Origin of the sequence: Enterobacter sp. MEB024, from assembly GCF_030209635.1 — a bacterium.
GTDB lineage: Bacteria > Pseudomonadota > Gammaproteobacteria > Enterobacterales > Enterobacteriaceae > Enterobacter > Enterobacter ludwigii.
This window is the reverse complement of the sequence record NZ_JARVRQ010000006.1, coordinates 359,758-378,102: the sequence shown is the minus strand read 5'-3', so window position 1 is coordinate 378,102 and position 18,345 is coordinate 359,758. Positions and strand designations below refer to the sequence as shown.

The window sequence follows — 18,345 nt, the reverse complement described above, 5'->3', positions numbered from 1 at the left end:
CGGATGAATCTGGCGCAACTGATTGATAATGATGTTATTTCATCAAGGTTGAGTGAGTGCCTGCTGCCAGAGGCGACTGCCGGACACCTCGACCGCCGGGCGTTGATCCGTGACTGGCTGTACCGGGAAAAACATGCCCACCACAACAATAACGAACTGACCGTCCCTGATGACAGCCACCCTGGTTGGCCAAGACAGGAGGAGTGGGAAGCCAGCGGTATTAACTGTCAACGACTAGGTCAGACCTTTCTGCTCAGCGCTGGCCCTGCTTGGTGTCCGCAGTGGCTGGAGCAGGGAAACGGCATGCCTTTTCTCGCCAGCGATCAGCACCAATTCTGCCGCCAGGACACTCGAGTACCGATGGACTATGTCCTGCGCCGTTACTTCAAGAAGGACAATTATATCAGCTATCAGGCACCGGGCCAGCGCGATGCGGTACGCCGGGCTCTGTTCGCCCCACCGGGCAGTACGCTGTTGGTCAATTTGCCCACTGGCACCGGGAAAACACTGGTAGCGCAAGCATTAGCTCTGACAGCCTCAGCTCCCGGGGCACTTTGTGTACTGATCGCCCCGACCACGGCGCTGGTGTTGGAGCTGGCTAGCCGTTTCCGGAAGTTACTGATTGAAGCAGGGAACAAAGCAGAATCTGTCACCGGCTGGTATAGCGGCTTACCGGCGCAGGATAAATATGATACGTACATGCGTATCCGTGTGGGTGAGCAGCGGCTGATCGTCACCTCTCCTGAAGCGACCTGCAGTTCCCTGCAGTTCGCCTTATTTGAAGCAGCAAAACAGGGAGGGCTGCGCCATGTTATTGTTGATGAAGCGCATATTGTCGCCAGCTGGGGGAACGACTTTCGCCCGCATTTCCAGCAACTTGGTGGCTTAATTCGTGGGCTGAAACGCATCAGCCGTGAAGCGAATCTTACACCGTGCTCAACACTGCTGATGAGTGCGACTATCACCGAAGCCAGCCGTAAAATCCTGCGCGATACCTTCGATCAGGAGATGAGCGAAGTCCATGCCTGCCATCTGCGCCCGGAACCTGCTTACTGGTGTTATCGGGCAAAAGACCACAGCGACAAACGGGATAAGGTGCTGCAATCGCTGGCTCATGCGCCACGCCCGCTGATCCTCTACGTGACGCGACCGAAAGAAGCTGAAGAGTGGGCGCAACAGTTGCGTTTGCAGGGGTATCAGCGTTTGGCAACATTTACCGGTGATACACCGAGTGAAGTACGCCGAAGCCTGCTGGAAAAATGGGATAAAAACCAACTGGATATCATGATTGCGACCTCAGCATTTGGCGTAGGTATGGATAAAAACGACGTGCGCACAGTGATCCATGCCACAGTGCCGGAAAACATGGACCGCTTCTACCAGGAAGTGGGACGTGGTGGACGCGATGGCTATGCCTGTACCTCACTGCTAATTTACAATCATCAGGATGTCAAACAGGCAGAACATCTGTCCTCACAAAAGTTGATTGGTCTTGAGTTGGGCCTGGAACGCTGGAAAAAGTTATGGGGTAGTGCCGAATCGGTGGGCGACAACCTGTATCGTATTGATATAGAGAGGATCCATAGCGGCCTTAATTTCCGCAGCAAACAAAATAAATTATGGAACTTGCGTACCGTACTGATGATGGTGCGTGCAGGAGTGCTGGAACTGGATGCCGATCTACAAAACCCGCCAGACAAAAAAGACTTTGCCGATGTTAATCGCTACGAAGCGGCAAAAGAGCAAATCATCCGACAGAACGGAAATTCACTGGTAGTACGCATCCTGCGTAGTCACCACACCGGAGAAGAATTGTGGAAAACACGTATTATCCCTTCCCGTGAAGAGACGCTGCAAGCTGCAAGGGCTAACCATAATGCATTAATCAACTGGCTGCATACGCCACTGAGCAGACCGCTGTGCGAGGCACTTGTGGATCTCTACTCCATGGCGGAATTTATTCCGGGTCACGCCTGTGGTGGTTGCCCTGCCTGTCGCGATAAGCAGGCGCTTACTAGTAATTATCCGAGCCCACCGACGCTGTTGCTTAACCCTCCAGCGTCGGTGGCACAGCAGGCGTTAAGCCGCTGGCAGGCGCTCAGCGGCCTATCTTACTCCAGTTGCTTTATCACCTATCCGCCAGTTAACGACGATGAGTGGGAACGTGAGAACTGGTATCACCGCATCGCGACGCTACTGGTGCAACTGTATCATAGAGGCATTGTCCAGCGCGTCTGGGCAGATCCTGCCTTGTTGCATAGTATATTTAGCGCCATTCCGCGCGGTGAGCGCCTGATCTTGTTGAGTGACGAATTGCCTGCACGTGATGAGCCAGCGCCGGATAACGATGTAATGGCCGAGTTGGCAGAGTTGGTACTTCCCACTCAAGAGTCCTGCGCCAATGGTTACCTGCCGCCTTTCAACCCAGCACCATTACAACTGACGCTGATCCCGCATGATATGCCCGATCCTCACCATCCTGGCGGGGCGCATTACGTTCTTCTCGATAATCACAATTGGATCACCATCGAACAACTTCAAAGGAAACTAGACAGTGTCGATTATCAATAATGCCCATGGTGGCAGCCAGTATGCCGTGCTGGCCGCATTTTATCAGGTGCTGAAAGCCAGCCCGAAGAACCAACTACCGCGTGAAAAGCTGATGGCGCTCTGTGCACCGGAAACATTGCAAACCGGCGACTCACAAAATGCACGTGGTAAAGCGTCTCAGGAATTAAGAGCATGGCTGGACTTGGGGTTACTGACGGAAGAAAAAGTAGAAGAGACAACACAAATCAGTTTCAACGCGAACTATTTCAGCACAAAAAGTATGCCGCTGCGCCAGGCTGCGCGCCGCTGTTTACAGGCACAGGAAAATAACAGTGACCTGAGCTCACGCGATGAACGCGCCGTCGACCTTACCCTTTTGGCTGCATTGCTGCTGGCGCTGGATGTCTATCAGAACGCAGAAATCAAATCGGGCAACCTTGAAGTGCTGGTGAACACGTTTATACCTGATTTTCGTATCAACAGTAATGAAATTGCTGTCGTTCCGGGGTATCTCAGTTGGCTGGGCTTTGCTCAACAACTCACTCGCGACAGTTACGCCATTGACCCCACCGATTCTATTCGTGAAGAGTTACCGTTCCTTATGCGTGTTGGCGAACAACTTTCCATCGGCGAAGTGCTGCAACGTCTTAATCGGGCGCTCCCGGTGCTAGATGGTGGCAGTTATCGCCAGCAGGTCGAGGAGCGTATCAGTCTGTATGGCTGGCACTCTCTTAGCCCTAACCGCCTTTCCACCTCGCTGTCGCGTGCGCTGCTGCGGCTTCAGCTTTCTGGAGTAATCAACATGAAGGCTGAGTCTGACGCCAGCGGCGCAATGCAGTTAACCGGCCGGAACGGCAGCGTGCTGCGTACCGTAACCCATCTGACCTTAAATGATGTGGGAGTCCACTAATGCCACAACTACAGAGCTACTGGCCCAGCGAGCAGAACGTTACTGCCTGCATCCTAACCGAGGCTGAGTCACTGGCTGACAGCCAGTTGCTGGCGGTGCATGAACCGATGCGTCTCGACCGCATTGAGTTTCAAAGTGGTAAGGTCACGCAGGTGGGAGAGGGGGCGCTGCTGGACTTTCTGCTTGAACATAACCGCCCGCTGCCGCTAATTGGCGCTTCTGGCGTGGGGAAATCCCACTTGGTACGCTGGGTTCATGCTCAGCTCAAACGTCGTGAAGATCATGCGAAATACCACATTATCCGCATCCCCAAAAATGCTTCTCTGCCACGTGTACTTGCCGCCATTCTGGAAGGTCTTGACGGCGAGGAGTATCAGAGTATTCGTGAAAAGGTTAACGGAGTTGGAAAGCAATTAATCCCCGAAAACGTTGCCGAACATATTGCTCTTAAATTGCGTCAAGCGCTAAACGCAGCATATACAGATGCCATTGAAGAGCTTCGCCAAGAAAAAATGGGAAAAATTCAGCTGGAAGAAAGCAGAAAAAAGCAGCTGGAAGAAATTCAACAACACGCAGCATCATCTCGACTGCCCGCGCTGTTTTTTGACAGCGTGATGACGCAGTATTTCACTGCTCCTGGCGCCTGTCTTCACAATATAGCGCAGCGCTTCTGCCAGGGAGCTAACGACGACAGTATTGCCAACTTGCGGTATGAAATGTCTGCGGAAGACTTCACCTTCAAAGGACTGGACTTCAGGCAGGTTTCACCAACAGTGCTTCCCTACCTGCGCAACCAACAGTTGCTTACCAGCGATGAAAAAAAGCAAGCAGCGGCTCGCGTTGTCAACGTGGTGCGCAGCCAGGCGTTAGAAGACACCTTCGTCGAACTATTTAGCTTTAACCGGGCCAATTTCCAGGATCTGATGCGTATGATCCGCCGACAGTTGCTGGCAGAAGGTCGCGACCTGATCCTTCTTGTGGAAGATCTTACCGCCACCTCGGCGATTGAAGATGTCCTGATCGCCTGTCTGATAGAGGAAGATGAGTACGACGGCAAAAAAGTTTTATGTACTCTAAGATCGATTATTGCGGTTACTGAGGGTCACGATAGCTTTAAGCGCCTACGTAATACACTAGGCACCCGCGCCCGCTACGAATGGGTGATCCAGCAGCATGCCAGCGAAAACGATGTCGCGCTGAAAAAACGCGTTATTGACTTTTGCGGCCGCTATCTCAACGCTGCCCGTCACGGCGCTGCTGCTCTGGAAACTTATCACCTCCAGCAGGACGCGCAGTGTTATCAGGAGATTCCTGTATGGCAGGATCAGGAGGTGCTGGAGAACGAATCTGCTGCGCCAGCGCTGGCCAGTTTTGGCAGCAGTAGCATTGGTCATCCGCTGTTTCCCTTCAACCCAGCAGCCATTGGGCAGTTGGTAGAACGACACTGCAAAGTTAAAGAACAAGGCCTAGTGTTTATCCCGCGTAATATTTTGCATGAAATTTTGCGCGAGCCACTGAAAAAGTATCGCCAGAATTATCTGGACGGGCAGTTCCCGCCATCACAATTTGCTGAGATTGTATGTAACCCGGCATTACAGCAGAGGATACGCCTGGAAGGCCTCAGCCAGCCTGAGCGGATTAATTCACTGCTGGCTGTTTGGGGGGGAAATAGTACAAACCTGGCAGGTCTTACGCCCGCCATCTGTAAAGAGTTTGGTCTGCCGGATGCGGCAGTACTGTTGGGGGGCGGTGGAACGCCACCGGAACCAGCACCGGAACCAGCACCGGAACCAGCACCGGAACCTGTACCAGTACCGGAATCAGTACCGGCACCACCATCACCACTTGATGAATGGAAACTCGTGCTGGATAAATGGCACCAGAGCAAGACGCTCGAGCAAACCAGAGCCCGCGACATTCGTAAGTGGCTCCTGGAAGCGCTGAATGCCCGTATCGACTGGTCAACTGAGCTTATCCAGACCTCTCTCATGGCCAGCTCAGCAAAAACTCAGGGAAGGATCCACTTGCCCGGCGTGCTTGTAGGGAATCAGTCACATCCGCTGGTGAAGCTTGAAGATACTCCTGAGTTGCGTAGCGCCTGTCTGGCGATGGCGCACTTCAACCATTATCAGAGTTGGGATTATGACGGCAGTGAGATCGACTACGCCGCCTTTCATAGTTTCATGGATTGCATTGAGCACGAAGTAAAACTCAAGGTGTTGCAGGAAGAACGCGAGGAGCTTTCTAGTATCATCAACGATCTGCAGTTAAGTGGTGCATTCCTTGGGTTGGATGGATTATCAGCATCCCATCCGGCCACGCTGGTGCAGGCACTGTTAACGGAACCGCAAGTCGCAAACAGCAACCATCCACTGCTGGATGAGTTCTTAACCCAAGCGCGCGACACCGTGATTGATGAGCATCTGAAACGTCGCGAGCGTTTAATCGCGCTTACGGCGGCGAAAAAACCGGGTGCTCAGCCGTATGCTATTAACGGCTTAATGCTGGTGGAGGCGTCTAAGAAACAACTGCCAGACGCTGGCAAACAACCGGGCAAGATCCATGAAGTCAAAAGTAAGCTCGGTGGCTACCGCACCCTGCTATTGAAGACCCAAGAGAGCATCACTGAACGCCTGAGCGACGGCAACAGCGCCAGCCTGGCAGCGGTGAACCTCTGCGACACCATGAAGGAGATAGTCGAACTGGCGAATAGCGCGGACGTCGCCCGTCCAATGGGTGAAACTGTACCGGTACTGCTGAAGTTGCTGAAGAACTGGAAAGATCCAGAGCTGAAAAAACTGATCAGACAACTGGAAAAACTGACGTTGCCAGCCGATAACTCGCACATGTTGATGAGAGAGATCCTTGCCATCAATGGCGAGCAGTTTGAGGCGTTTCGACAGTTATTAGAGACTTGGGGCAAGTTCGAAGACGCCACCGACAAGTATGTGCAACAGCGTATAAGCGATAAGGGCGGAGACCAAGTTGAGGATGCAGAAAACCAAGTTACAGATACCCTGGCAAACCTGGCTGAACAGTTAACGCTGCTGGAGGCGGACTTATCATGAGTGAAGTAAACATCAATGACGTGGTAACTCCCGTAGCCAGCGTACCGGAAGAACGCGGTATTTTTGCACGGCGCAGCGGTGATTTTAAAGCACGCCTTCAACGCTACCAACAAATGGAGAAAGCTCAGGATATCCGCGATAACCTGCTGCGGATAGCAAAAAAAATCGATACTCCGACTCAAACACTAGCACAGGCCCTCTGTAGCTATAGGGTGTTAAGGCAGGTCCACGACGATGAAACGGGTAAGCCGATTGTTGGTCCGTTTGACCGTGCGACTTTCGGCAATCCACAAATCCTGCTGACGGCCTTTTGCCAGCAGTACGCGACGCATAAACATGATGTTGAGCAAGAGGGTGAACTTGCCCTGCTTACTCAAGAAATTAGGCGCTTAGCCAGCGAACTCAGCACGCACACCACCGCGGCGTGGGTTAACTATATTCGCGGATTAAAAGCGCAGTGGGAAGTGGATCAGAGACTGTTCAGTAACTTGGCGCATCAGGAAGGACAACGAAAAGTACAACAGCACTACAGTGATCTCGTGGAAAAGTTCACCAGCAGTAGCCGGGGGCTGCCGAAAACCATTGAAGAATTTGATACGGTGAGAGACCTGCATGAGAAACTCTGCCAGCAACGCGGAGCACTTAAGCTGGATGTGCCAGAAGAGGTCAATCTCTTCCTCAAAGCCGTAGCCGGGCAAGGTGCCACGCTCGATATGTTGACGCCTAATGTACTCAGTTGGCTGACGGAAGAAGACGACCCGACGCGCTATCGCATAAGACGCCTGTAAGGAGCCGTAGTTTCAATGGAACAGATTATTCGCGCAGTACTTGATGGGCTGGAGTCGCAGGAGGCGGTACTCCTCACTTGGGGTAACACACAAGGTTTTTTCACTGAGACCGAGCTCCGTAATACTATTTCTCAGGTCTTACAGAACCACCCGCTCGAGGCCAACGGCCTAACTAGTTTTGGCATAGCGAAAGTTATGATCGATCGTGGATTGCTACTGCGTCACCAGCAAAATGGTGTTTCGGTGTTTCGTACCCGCATGGCGGAGGCAGTGCGCCTTTACAGCCAGTTGCGCCAGATGTTTCCTAAGCACGGCCTTAACAATAACTGGCGTACCGCATCGACGTTGGTGTCCGACTATCGCTTCTTACGCCGCCAACGCAAATACCCGAAGCGTAACCAACAGGCTGCTGAAGTTTTGCAGCAACTTGATGAAATAACTGGTTTTACCTCTACGCACCGCCAGTTACTGTCGGCCCTGCTCAGCCATTCGAGCGGAATGTACAACCTCGCCTACTTTCAACAAGAAGCCTGCAAAAACGTACTGCGCGGATTGCAGCAGAGCCAGCACCGCTCGACTGCTACCATTGTCTGCGCCGGAACTGGGACTGGTAAAACTTTGGCGTTCTATCTGCCTGCTCTGACCTTTATCGGCAGTGAACTGGTCGCCAAAAGAAAAGATGCGGTAAAGGCGCTAGCAATTTACCCTCGCAATGAACTGCTGAAAGATCAGTTTATCGAAACGCTGCGTCAGGTACGTAAACTGAACGGTTTGCTGGAAGAAAAAGGCGTGCGCAAAGTACGTATCGCCGCTCTTTTCGGCATGGTGCCGCTAGATAAAGACGCGATTTATCGTGACTACATGAAAACGGCTTGGAGCCGGCATCGTGACGGCATGTCCTGCCAGTATATTCCCTGCCCGACGGATAGCTGTCGTGGCAAAATGGTCTGGCGCACCGCTGATCTTGAAAACAGCTTTGAACGTCTGCATTGCGATAGCTGTACGCAGACCATCGAGCCTGATGAAGTGATCCTGACGCGTAAGCGTATGAAGATCGAACTGCCAGATATTTTGTTTACCAGCACCGAAATGCTGAATAAGCAGATGGGCAACCCGTTTCTGGCATCGCTGTTTGGCATCGGCAAAAATGTCGTCCCGCCATCGATGATGCTGCTTGATGAGGTGCATACCTATTCCGGCGTCAGCGGTGCACAGAACGGCATGCTGATCCGCCGCTGGCGGCATCTGTCCGGTGCTACACCGCACTTTGTTGGACTGTCCGCAACGTTGGAGCAGGCGACGCGCTTTATGGCTTCGTTAACCGGGTTGGAAGAGTACCTAGTGGCGGAAGTTAGTCCGATCGAAGACGATATGGAGACAGAGGGCGCGGAGTATATGCTGGCTCTACGTGGCGACCCGGCGTCCCGCTCTAGCCTTTTGTCCACCACCATTCAGGCCTCCATGCTAACCAGGCGTATGCTCGACAACGCCGCAGTGCCGGTCAGCAACGGTATGTACGGCACGCGCAGTTTTGTATTTACAGATGATATTGACGTCATTAACCGCCTCTATTTCCAGCTACTGGATGCCGAGGGTCGTTACTCGAATGGCAATATCAATGCCAAAAAAGAACCGCTGGCGATGCTGCGCGGCGATGCGCCAAATGAAGAGAAATTTACCTTTGGTCAGCAATGGCCGTTGGCTAAAATGATTGGCCATACACTCGATTCTGCTGACCGCAGCAACGTTAAGCGCACCTCTTCGCAGGATGCTGGCGTCGACCATGCTGCGGATCTGATTGTCGCTACCGCGTCACTTGAGGTCGGATTTAACGACCCGAACGTCGGTGCCGTTATCCAGCATAAAGCCCCGCGCGATAATGCCCAATTCCTGCAGCGTAAAGGGCGTGCTGGACGTCAACGAACCATGCGCCCGTGGACCGTGGTTGTGCTGTCCGACTATGGCCGTGATCGCATGGCATTTCAGTGCTACGAAAACCTGTTTGAGCCGGTACTAAAGGCGCGCCAACTGCCGGTCGGCAACAGTTACGTACTGCGTATGCAGGCGGCCTTTGCCACTATGGACTGGCTCTCCAGCCGTAACGAGTATCTTAATCAGTGGAATCGTGGTATCTGGGATGACCTATCCGTCCCGCAGGACAAAGGTAAGCCATCTGAAGCTCAGTCAAAGCTGGCCGATCTGATTGAAGACCTTCTGAACAGCCAGAAAACCCAGCAGGAGTTTAACTCATGGTTGGCTGAAGCACTGGGGATTAAGGACGAAAAACTGCTGCAGTCATTGCTGTGGCAACCCCCACGCGCGATTATGACCGCGTTTCTTCCTACGGTACTTAGAAGACTGCGCTCCAACTGGTCGCGCCTTGGCATTGAGCAGGCCGATAACTGCCGCAAAAGCACGCCGATGCCTGATTTTATACCGTCCGCGTTGTTTAACGACCTCTGCCTGCCGGAGTTACAGATTAACCTGCTAGGTGAAGTCGGTCAGGAACCCGATGCGCACAGCATGCCGATTTTGCAGGGGATGAAAGATTTTGCCCCGGGGCGTATCAGCAAGCGCTTTGCCATCAAAAACATTCGCGAATGCCACTGGCTAGTGCCGAAAAAACTCGAGCTGAAAGATGGTTCGCATCCATTCCCGATTGATGATTACTGCCCGCCAGACAAACGGGAGTCCATGCCCGATTGTCACATTACCACTCGCACTGGCATGCAGGTTATCCCTTGCTTCCGCGCCTGGGAAGTGACTGCCAGCACGCCACCAGATGACCTTAAACTGAGTGAAACCTCAAACGCGTTTCTTAACTGGCACAGCGAGATCCGTCCACCTCAGAACGGCATCCCTGCGGAAGTGCCATCCAACAATGCCTGGCAGGATATTTTCCAGCAGGTGGAGTTTTACAGCCACCAGCAGCACTGTCCGATCGAAGCCGTGCGCTTTGCCACCGGATCACGTGCCAATATTAAATTCAGCGACCAGCGTGAAGACCTGCAGATTGACTTCAAATTTGAACACCAAGGCGAACCCGCTGCGTTTGGCTTCTCGCTGTGGGTAGATGCGATAAAATTCCAGTGTCGGTTACCTAATTTTGATCTCGCTAGCATCAGCAACAACCGTGAACTGGTGGCCGGATTGCGCACAGCGCGCTTCCTGTATGAAGTCAGCCACGACGAGGCAATCAGTGTTAATACTTTCCTCGGCGGTTGGCTGGCAGAAACTGTCCTGGCAGGTATTGGCAGCGAAGCAGTATTGAAAAACTGCACCCCGGAGCAGGCGTTCCGCGCAATGGAACACAACAGCGCAGGGATCGCCTTGATTGACGTTCCTGCTCGAATCTTCCAGACGTTGTATGATGCGCAGACCGGTGAAGAGATAGAGCAGGATCTACAGCAAAGCTTGCGTGAACTGGTGTCCCAGGCTCCGGTGATGGCAAGAATTGCCGACTGGGTGGAACTGCTGTGGCAACCGCTGGATAACACCTGGTTGGAGTGGTTGACCCTCAACTTCACCAACACACTGGGTGCGGCGCTGCTGCAAACCGCTATGCAGTTGTGCCCAGATGCCGACGACAACGACCTAATCCTTGACCTCAACGGTGGGCCGGTGCGCACTGCGCTGCTCGCGCCTGACCAGCGCGAAATCTGGCTGTCGGAAACCACCGTGGGCGGTGGCGGTATCATTGAGAAGATCCAACAGATTTACCGTGAAGATCCGCGCAGTTTCTTCGAGTTGCTAGACTTTAACCTCAGTCCAGGCGACTACGAAACAATGGACAATAATGTCTGGCACCTGCTGCAAACCATGGTAAACCCGACATCATCCCTGCCTGCGTGTATGAACGAAATGCGCCTTGCCAACGATCATGCCAGCCAGGTTCAGGCGCAGCGCAACTTGCTGGGAGAATTGCAGCGCAGCGGCTTTATGACCAGCCACAGCTTCCTGTCGGCGATCAACACCCGCCTATTACGGCCGGGGACCGATGCCAGCAGCGATGTCTTTTTACTGCAACTGCAACAGGATTGGCGACAGCAGGAGCAGCGACTGGGTATTGAACTACCACAGCGTGTCTATGCCTTTACCTGTAGTCAGTCCAGCGCGCTTGACCAGCAACTACAACAAGCTAGCCAAGGGCAGCACAACTTGGAGAGTTGGCGTTTAAATACCTGTAATGGCCTACTGTGGCCACGTGGCCATACCATTCGTGATAGCTGGCTAACTTGGTACAACCCTTACAGCTTTGCCGGGCCAACCGAGCGCCTCCTGCTGGCCCATGTGGTGCAGCACAGTTGTGCTCAGGTGGCGCTCAGCCAACCAGACTGGATGCAGCAGTGTCACCAGCATCTGGAAAATAATGGTAAATGCGAGTTACTAGCCGAACCGGGCGATGCAATAAATGAGGCCATCGCTACTCTTTTAGTCACCCCAGTAGAAATGTATGGGTTGTTCTTCTACCCGCGCGTCAGTGCCCTGCGCCGCCACAACAATGACACCTTCGCCATGATTGAAATTCCGGAGGCGATCCAATGAATACCCGTCGTATCTTTAAATCCAGAACCTCACGCCAGAGTGAAGTTCTTGATGTACTCAGCTCCTTGTTGGTAGCGGAGATCGCTCAGCCCAGCGCGGAATTGTGGATAGTCTCGCCGTGGATCACCGACCTCGACCTGCTGGATAATCGCACCGGCCGTTTCGACTACCTCGAACCAGCCTGGGGACAGCGTCAGGTGCAGACCTCAGAACTGCTGGCGCGTGCGGTAGCCAACGGCGGTACGCTTAAAGTGATGACCAACGAGACCCAGCATAATGCACGCTTTATCCGCCAGTTAACCGAACGCGTCGCCAACTACGGCATGCTGGATAACCTGTACATTGGCCAGAAAGAGGTACTGCATACCAAAGGGTTCCTCGGAGATCATTTCTTCCTAAGCGGTTCAATGAATCTGACGATCGGCGGGATCGTGATCAATGATGAACAGATTAACTTGACCACAGACAAAACCGCCATCGTGCAGGCGTTGTTAGCATTTAACGACTTTTACCAACCGGCACAGGGAGGTGTGCAATGAACAGCGCTGATAGCGAAAAGTTCCTGCGAGCCTTTTTCCATAGAGAAAACAATATTATCTCTTGGGAAAAAATCGCGGGTGGCCTGCTAGAAGCATCAACCCAACAGCGGTTGACCCCCTGGCTTAACGATGTCCGCAACGGATGCTTCCCGGTGATCCTGCCGCGTGTAGTAAAGGGCAGTAACGATAAAGTGACTTGGTATGCAATGGCCGATGAGGAACGAGACTATGCGGAGTTGCGCGAGTTATTAGACGCGCACGTCGGCACCTCGTGGTCTGACTTTAACCGCCAGCGCACGATGCTGGATCCGAGCGACCCGGTGGAAAAAGCGTTGATAGACCACTATAGCGATAGAGTATACAAATTTAGCTCGCTTTCTCAGTCGAGGATCCCGGAGATTTTCAATGGCATTGAGCGCTTGCGCCAACAACTCGCCAGCCGCCCGATTCACCAGCTCATACTTCTACGCCCGCGTGGCCGTATTCTGCGTGACGTCCGTGCCGCCTTGCGTCGACGTGATGTGCCGCAGACTCGCCTCTATCTGCAGGAACTACGTGAAGCTGGTGGCATAGGCCATATTAACGAACTGTTTATCGAACTGCGCTGCATGGCTCTGGAAGGTGATGCCAAAAGCCTGCTAGATTCGACTCAGTTGCGACAGGTCTTGGATATGCCGCACCCGTTGGTGTTGGCTGAAGAAGTGATGACGGTTTTCTATCAGCAGTTTCTGCTGAAGTATGAGCAGTTGAGCGACCTCGCAGCCCAACGACAAGCATTTAATATTTTGCTGGTGAAGAACGTACCGCGCCTGTTCCAAGTGACGCAGGGTATAAACACGCCATCGGCGATCAAAAATATCCTACTGTGGTTACTTTCTGACACACAAAGTGATCCTGCAAGACTGAGGGAACAGGCACAACAAGTGGTTGCCGGTATGAAGGGGGCAACAGACGATGACCGGCACTGGATCCGCCGGTTGCTGGAAGCATTCCCGGCCGTTGCTGTGGCCTCGCTACCGGTGGCGAGCACCGATGAATTGCTTGCCAGAGCCGATGAATATCCTGAAAGCGTTCTGAAAGAATTACTGTTACTACCGGTCAGTGCTCGCGGTGCAGCTATTGCTTTGCAATGTGCTTGGGTCATAGGCAGTGCAGAAGCTGCTGTGAAGGCTGTAAGCTATCTGCAACAACTGGCTCAACAAGAGCGCGACTTGTTACTGGCGAAACCGGCCTTCCAGCGTTATTACACTGCCTTACAGTTGATGCTGCCATCCAAACGAACAGAACATGATACTGCAGGTATCAATAACTGGCAGGACTGGTTGAAGGAAGTCTTAAACAACCCTCGATGGTCGGGGGCGATAGAAGCGGTAGAACAGGCCTGCGGCCAATGGAACGCAGCGGCTTTCCAGCCCGAGGCATTTGTTTCGTTGCTGGATAAAACCAACAACTGCGCCAGCATGGTGTTGCGCGATGCCATTCCAGTACTGCTCGAGTGGCTGGATAACCATCAAACAAGTGCTTCCTGGCAGTCTGTCCGGTTAGCATTGCTGCAACAATTGGCGCTGGACGACAATAGTTCTCGCGAAGATATCTTTACTGCCTGTGATCTAACACGCGGTTATTTAGAGGGCGATAGTAATGCGCACGATTACCGCGAACTAATAGAAAACCTGCAGATGATGATCGAGAGTTCAGGTACCACCAGCGCTAGCGCCTGGCTGGATTTGCTGGAACTGTTCTTGGTCTACCCAACTGCTGACCAACTTGCCAGAGAACAATTATTCAATCTGGTACTCAACATGTTTTACCGCAACCCAGCCCGCTATAGTAAATTGCAGTGGAACCTATTGGCTCAGTTTGCTGGTGAGTGCGGACTTGTCTGTGAAATTCCCCCACAAATTTTAGAGGACAGTGGGGAGAAAAATGATGAGGTTCGTGTCGGATCAACATTGAATGACAAGGTAGTGGGCATTTATACATTGACTGAGTCGGTAGCACAGCGTGTGAAAAAACAACTACTAGCCGATTATCCTCAGGCCGATATTCGCCTCAACAACGATAAAGGCGGCTCAACCATGCTGCGTTCATTGGCTAGAGAAGCGGATGTATTTATTTTTGCTTGGCTTAGTTCTAAACATTCTGCTTATTACGCGATAAAGGAAGAGCGAGGGGATAAACCATTATTGCAACCTTCCGGAAAAGGCAGTACGAGTATGCTGGACTGCATACGTAGTTATCTTAAATTGTATTAAAGGTGAAAAACTTAGCTGTAACCTATAACGTCACAGCTAAGTTCAATCTCGGGCTATTCACCCCGATACACGCAACCCGCACTACAGGTTTCTTTCACCATGACAGCACTCAGAATTGGCAACTGTGTTTTAACCTGACTCCATATCCATTTGGCGAGTACTTCGCTGGTTGGGTTTTCCAAGCCAGGGATGTCGTTGAGATAGTAGTGGTCCAGGCGATCTAGCGTCGGCTTGAAAATGGCCTTGAGTTCAGCGAAATCAATAATCCAACCTGTGTGTTTATCAACTTCACCAGTTATCTCAAGGCGCACGACAAAAGAGTGTCCGTGTAAGCGGCCGCATTTATGGCCTTTAGGAACATTGGGAAGACGGTGTGCGGCTTCAAATGTGAAATCTTTGTATAACGTAGTTTTCATGGTGACCTCATTTTTTGTTATACAGTAACAATAAGAAGCAAGATTTCCTAGCATTTAAGAATGAGCATTAGCACGCTTGCGTATTCCGACCCAAACCGGATTGTTTTCGATTGTGAGCCTCTTTGCAGGATGAGCATGCAATTCAATTGGACGTTATCGCTAGTCACAGTCCTACATCGACTAATATCACCGCTTCGTACGTAAGTTTAAAGATTGGCGGCAAAAAAGAGCTTCAGCATTCTCATGACGCTATTTCAGTTGGATAACTGAAATCTCCACTACGACAACTCAGGCTATAACTAACTGGTCTCGCATGGTGCGCAGAGCCAGTCGGCTTTACTGACCCTGAGGATAGCATTGGGGAGGAAGTGCTGTAGCCGTCTGGCTAATTGCCTTTCACCCGAGTCAGGATTTACATACGGGCAGTGCTGTCGCCCGTTCTCTGTTAGATCGCCGTGCTGGTGTGCAAACCACGGGCGTTCTGTGTCGTATCCAGGTTGGTATTGCAGCGCACTGCCGCAATGGTGGCAGGTATACCTGTCGTAAGGGGCAGTCTGCGCAATACGGGCACCGGTCAGACGACCGTTACCGTCGAGAGCGATAAAGGATTTGGCGTACATAGTATTGGCTCCTGCCAGACAATTCGTAGGCGTCAGCAGTCCCTGTACGGGCTACGCGGGCAGGGTGTGAATGGCGGATTAGCTATGTGTTATCGGCGGAGGCGAAGTAAGCCTGTGTCGGGTGTCGTTACTGTTCTTTGGTTGGCACACTATGGAGTTCTGGCGTAAAAACATTCAGACATCTCGGCATTTATCAACTCGTCCAACGCTCTTCTGAAATTTGCGGGATCGGTTTAGTTTCAGGTGGGGGCACTGAGGCCCCCGGTTTATCGTTCTCAGGATTGTGCGGTGTAATACACGAAAGCCAGCTTGTTGCCATCGGGATCTCTGACGTAAGCGCTGTAGAAACCTTCGCCGAAATGCGGACGTAGGCCTGGTGCCCCCTCGTCCGTGCCGCCGCGAGGATACGCCAGTATATCCATCAGCGGATCGTAAAATGTAATGGCGCGTGACAGATCATTGGTCCCTAGCATAATGTAAGAAAACATCTGCTCTCCTTTATGGAACCAGGGGAGAGAAGATAGCCTGTCTAAATCACGCAGGCTTTGTTTTTCATTCATCTGCTTTATGAGCCCAGGCGGGCATCGCCGTCAGATAACGTTTTGCCCGTTTTGTTGCTTCTTCCGGGCCGACTTTTTGCCAGGAATCAAGGAAGCTGGCCAAGCCTGATACCGCCTCTTCCCAGGGTTTAAGATTGCCATTACTGTCGCTGCAATATGCACAATATTGATCGCTGGCACCGTGTGCATCGGGTGCCGACATCGGCATTCCGCAAGCCTGACAGAACTGTTCATGTTGTGACATATGATGCTCCTTATGGTGACATCCTGATTAATAAATATACTGAGTATGTATTGTGCAGGTGATGCCTCAGATCAAAGCAAAGACGAAGGCCCCGGTATTTCCGGTCAGAAATACCGGGAACCTGTTGTTACCTGGCAATAAGCGCGAACACGCCCCAGCCAAAGTATTCCCGCGCGTACGTTACGTGGCGTTTCGGCGAGATGTTTAGCTCGGCCCTGACTTCGGCGGCGAAATCGTCGTCAGGATTGGCTTCCAACCAGCGGCGCATGGTCAGCCATTTCGCGGCCTCATACCGATCCCAGCCTTCCTGGTCCGCCAGTACCATTTCCACCACGTCGTAGCCGAGGTCGTCAAACGCGCTGACAAGCCCAGGAAGCGTCAGGAAATCGCTTGTCGAGTTGACGCCGCAGGCCTGGGCTATCTCGTCCGTTGCCGGAAGCTGGCGCCAGTAAGGTTCACCGATGAGCATGATGCCGCCCGGTTTAAGGCTCTGCGCCAGCAGTTCGACTGTCCCGGCAAAGCCTCCGGCAATCCAGGTCGCGCCGACGCAGGCTGCCACGTCACACTTTTCATTGGCGACGTAACCCGCCGCATCATTATGAATAAAATGTACGCGTTCGCTGACGCCGAGTTCTTCCGCGCGGCGTCTGGCCTGCGCGGTGAAGAGCGAACTCATGTCGATGCCAGTCCCCGTAATGCCATGATCCCGGGCCCAAGTGCAGAGCATCTCGCCCGAGCCGCTGCCGAGATCAAGAATGCGGGTGCCCGGCTTCATACGCAGCACGCGACCCAGCGTGGCGTACTTCTCTTCGGTGAACGGGTTATGGATGCGGTGTTCACTTTCGCTGATGGTAAAAATACGTGGGATATCCATTATTTAATTCCTGTTATTGGGTTAAGCACCAACAAGGGCACAACAAGATTGTTATTCACGCCAGTGCTCCGGTTTCATCAGGGCCTGCGCGCACTGGATGTGGCCGGTCACGTTCATGGGCTGAGCGGTGAGTGATTGCATCATCCAGCAGGCTTTGTGCTCCTCCGGGATGGGATAAGGTGCCGGATAGCCGTTGTCTCCGGCACAGGGTTCGAACCCATGTCTGGGGTAATAGGTGGCGTGGCCGAGAACGAATACTGTCTGGCAGCCCATCGATTTCAGGTGCTCGATGCCAGTGCGTATCAACCGTCCTCCCACGCCCATCCCCTGGTATTCCGGTATGACTGCCAGGGGAGCGAGGATATGCATCAGCGGTGAATCCATTTCCCCTTTGAAGGTTGCCCGGGTAAATAAAATATGCCCGACGGCTTTGCCTTCATGTCGGGCCAGCAGCGATAACGCAGGGCGCGCGCTTTCATCCTCAAGTAAAGAGGCCGTTAAATCGGCTTCTTTGCTGAAGCCAAATGCGCGGGTTTCGACTTCCCGGATATCACTGGCATCACTTTCATCTGTGATTTGAAAAGTGAAGTGGTGTGCTGTCATAGAAACTCTCCTTAGCGATTATCGAGCTGAGCGCGAACGTTATTCAGCCCGGTAGTGTTGATTCGATAGGGCTGACCATTGACGGACTTGATAAGTTTTTTGGTTTTGAGTTTTTTGAAGACGGCGAGCGTGCAGTCGGTCAGCAACAGCCCTTCGCGGCTGTAGCATTCAACGGAAGTGACGCGGCCTGAAGAATCGCGGACGTGCGCAATACGTCCACCTTTAGCGAGAACGTGTAACGTACGTTGTTCCTGACGGGATAAATTCATACTGAAGAACCTGTTTAATCATCATGTGCAAAACGTGCAAACACACCGCGGTGTCCGCATTCGATTTCGGCGCATTGATAATCAGTCCGGCCTGAAAAGGTCGG

The 18,345-nt window shown here is 52.6% G+C and carries 13 protein-coding genes and 1 pseudogene; 7 read left to right on the top strand and 7 right to left on the bottom strand.

The window, feature by feature from the left end; genetic code table 11:
* The first annotated feature begins 3 nt into the window (after positions 1-3).
* From dpdF to dpdD, 7 genes are read left to right on the top strand one after another with little or no spacing between them, the layout of a single operon-like run.
* Positions 4-2,571 carry a protein DpdF gene (gene dpdF, locus QRN24_RS13420; RefSeq protein WP_169330408.1) on the top strand — a complete coding sequence of 856 codons (2,568 nt, stop codon included), beginning with the start codon at positions 4-6 and terminating at the stop codon, positions 2,569-2,571.
* Complete coding sequence (gene dpdG / locus QRN24_RS13415; protein WP_000022531.1) at positions 2,555-3,460, top strand: protein DpdG; 906 nt, start codon at positions 2,555-2,557, stop codon at positions 3,458-3,460. The genes dpdF and dpdG overlap by 17 nt, the downstream gene beginning before the upstream one ends.
* Complete coding sequence (gene dpdH, locus QRN24_RS13410; RefSeq protein WP_284942795.1) at positions 3,460-6,528, top strand: protein DpdH; 3,069 nt, start codon at positions 3,460-3,462, stop codon at positions 6,526-6,528. The genes dpdG and dpdH overlap by 1 nt, the downstream gene beginning before the upstream one ends.
* The gene (locus QRN24_RS13405) at positions 6,525-7,316 is read left to right on the top strand and encodes a hypothetical protein (RefSeq protein ID WP_169330407.1); all 792 of its coding nucleotides are present in this window, start codon (positions 6,525-6,527) and stop codon (positions 7,314-7,316) included. The genes dpdH and QRN24_RS13405 overlap by 4 nt, the downstream gene beginning before the upstream one ends.
* Before the next feature lie 15 nt (positions 7,317-7,331).
* Positions 7,332-11,861 (top strand): protein DpdJ, encoded by a 4,530-nt coding sequence (gene dpdJ, locus QRN24_RS13400; RefSeq protein ID WP_284942794.1) that lies wholly within the window; start codon positions 7,332-7,334, stop codon positions 11,859-11,861.
* Positions 11,858-12,400 (top strand): phospholipase D-like domain-containing protein DpdK, encoded by a 543-nt coding sequence (gene dpdK, locus QRN24_RS13395; RefSeq protein ID WP_001097549.1) that lies wholly within the window; start codon positions 11,858-11,860, stop codon positions 12,398-12,400. The genes dpdJ and dpdK overlap by 4 nt, the downstream gene beginning before the upstream one ends.
* Positions 12,397-14,655 carry a protein DpdD gene (gene dpdD, locus QRN24_RS13390; protein WP_284942793.1) on the top strand — a complete coding sequence of 753 codons (2,259 nt, stop codon included), beginning with the start codon at positions 12,397-12,399 and terminating at the stop codon, positions 14,653-14,655. Before dpdK ends, dpdD begins: the two co-directional genes overlap by 4 nt.
* A gap of 53 nt (positions 14,656-14,708) precedes the next feature.
* Here the strand turns inward: dpdD and queD are convergent, their stop codons facing one another.
* The 7 genes and pseudogenes from queD to QRN24_RS13355 all read right to left on the bottom strand — a co-directional run bounded on the left by queD (position 14,709) and on the right by QRN24_RS13355 (position 18,241).
* Positions 14,709-15,071, bottom strand: a complete 363-nt coding sequence (queD, locus tag QRN24_RS13385; RefSeq protein WP_169330404.1) for a 6-carboxytetrahydropterin synthase QueD — start codon at positions 15,069-15,071, stop codon at positions 14,709-14,711.
* Positions 15,072-15,370: 299 nt separating this feature from the next.
* A complete protein-coding gene (locus QRN24_RS13380; RefSeq protein WP_502875296.1) occupies positions 15,371-15,691 on the bottom strand; it encodes a DUF7828 domain-containing protein in 321 nt (106 codons plus the stop codon).
* Between the two features lie 275 nt (positions 15,692-15,966).
* On the bottom strand, positions 15,967-16,179 hold the full coding sequence (locus tag QRN24_RS13375; RefSeq protein WP_169330402.1) for a VOC family protein: 213 nt from the start codon (positions 16,177-16,179) through the stop codon (positions 15,967-15,969).
* 64 nt (positions 16,180-16,243) lie between these two features.
* Entirely contained in the window at positions 16,244-16,495 is a 252-nt protein-coding gene (locus tag QRN24_RS13370; protein ID WP_172860587.1) for a zinc ribbon domain-containing protein, read from the bottom strand.
* A gap of 127 nt (positions 16,496-16,622) precedes the next feature.
* Positions 16,623-17,369 carry an SAM-dependent methyltransferase gene (locus QRN24_RS13365; protein ID WP_169330400.1) on the bottom strand — a complete coding sequence of 249 codons (747 nt, stop codon included), beginning with the start codon at positions 17,367-17,369 and terminating at the stop codon, positions 16,623-16,625.
* A gap of 55 nt (positions 17,370-17,424) precedes the next feature.
* Positions 17,425-17,972: pseudogene (locus tag QRN24_RS13360) on the bottom strand (GNAT family N-acetyltransferase).
* Positions 17,973-17,983: 11 nt separating this feature from the next.
* The gene (locus tag QRN24_RS13355) at positions 17,984-18,241 is read right to left on the bottom strand and encodes a YjhX family toxin (RefSeq protein ID WP_001054379.1); all 258 of its coding nucleotides are present in this window, start codon (positions 18,239-18,241) and stop codon (positions 17,984-17,986) included.
* Between the last annotated feature and the right edge of the window lie 104 nt (positions 18,242-18,345).

Bases quoted from the DNA above. Each gene is read 5' to 3' on its own strand.
- dpdF (WP_169330408.1), top strand. From the start codon at position 4: ATGAATCTGGCGCAACTGATTGATAATGATGTTATTTCATCAAGGTTG.
- dpdH (WP_284942795.1), top strand. From the start codon at position 3,460: ATGCCACAACTACAGAGCTACTGGCCCAGCGAGCAGAACGTTACTGCC.
- QRN24_RS13405 (WP_169330407.1), top strand. From the start codon at position 6,525: ATGAGTGAAGTAAACATCAATGACGTGGTAACTCCCGTAGCCAGCGTA.
- dpdJ (WP_284942794.1), top strand. From the start codon at position 7,332: ATGGAACAGATTATTCGCGCAGTACTTGATGGGCTGGAGTCGCAGGAG.
- dpdK (WP_001097549.1), top strand. From the start codon at position 11,858: ATGAATACCCGTCGTATCTTTAAATCCAGAACCTCACGCCAGAGTGAA.
- dpdD (WP_284942793.1), top strand. From the start codon at position 12,397: ATGAACAGCGCTGATAGCGAAAAGTTCCTGCGAGCCTTTTTCCATAGA.
- queD (WP_169330404.1), bottom strand. From the start codon at position 15,071: ATGAAAACTACGTTATACAAAGATTTCACATTTGAAGCCGCACACCGT.
- QRN24_RS13380 (WP_502875296.1), bottom strand. From the start codon at position 15,691: ATGTACGCCAAATCCTTTATCGCTCTCGACGGTAACGGTCGTCTGACC.
- QRN24_RS13375 (WP_169330402.1), bottom strand. From the start codon at position 16,179: ATGTTTTCTTACATTATGCTAGGGACCAATGATCTGTCACGCGCCATT.
- QRN24_RS13370 (WP_172860587.1), bottom strand. From the start codon at position 16,495: ATGTCACAACATGAACAGTTCTGTCAGGCTTGCGGAATGCCGATGTCG.
- QRN24_RS13365 (WP_169330400.1), bottom strand. From the start codon at position 17,369: ATGGATATCCCACGTATTTTTACCATCAGCGAAAGTGAACACCGCATC.
- QRN24_RS13355 (WP_001054379.1), bottom strand. From the start codon at position 18,241: ATGAATTTATCCCGTCAGGAACAACGTACGTTACACGTTCTCGCTAAA.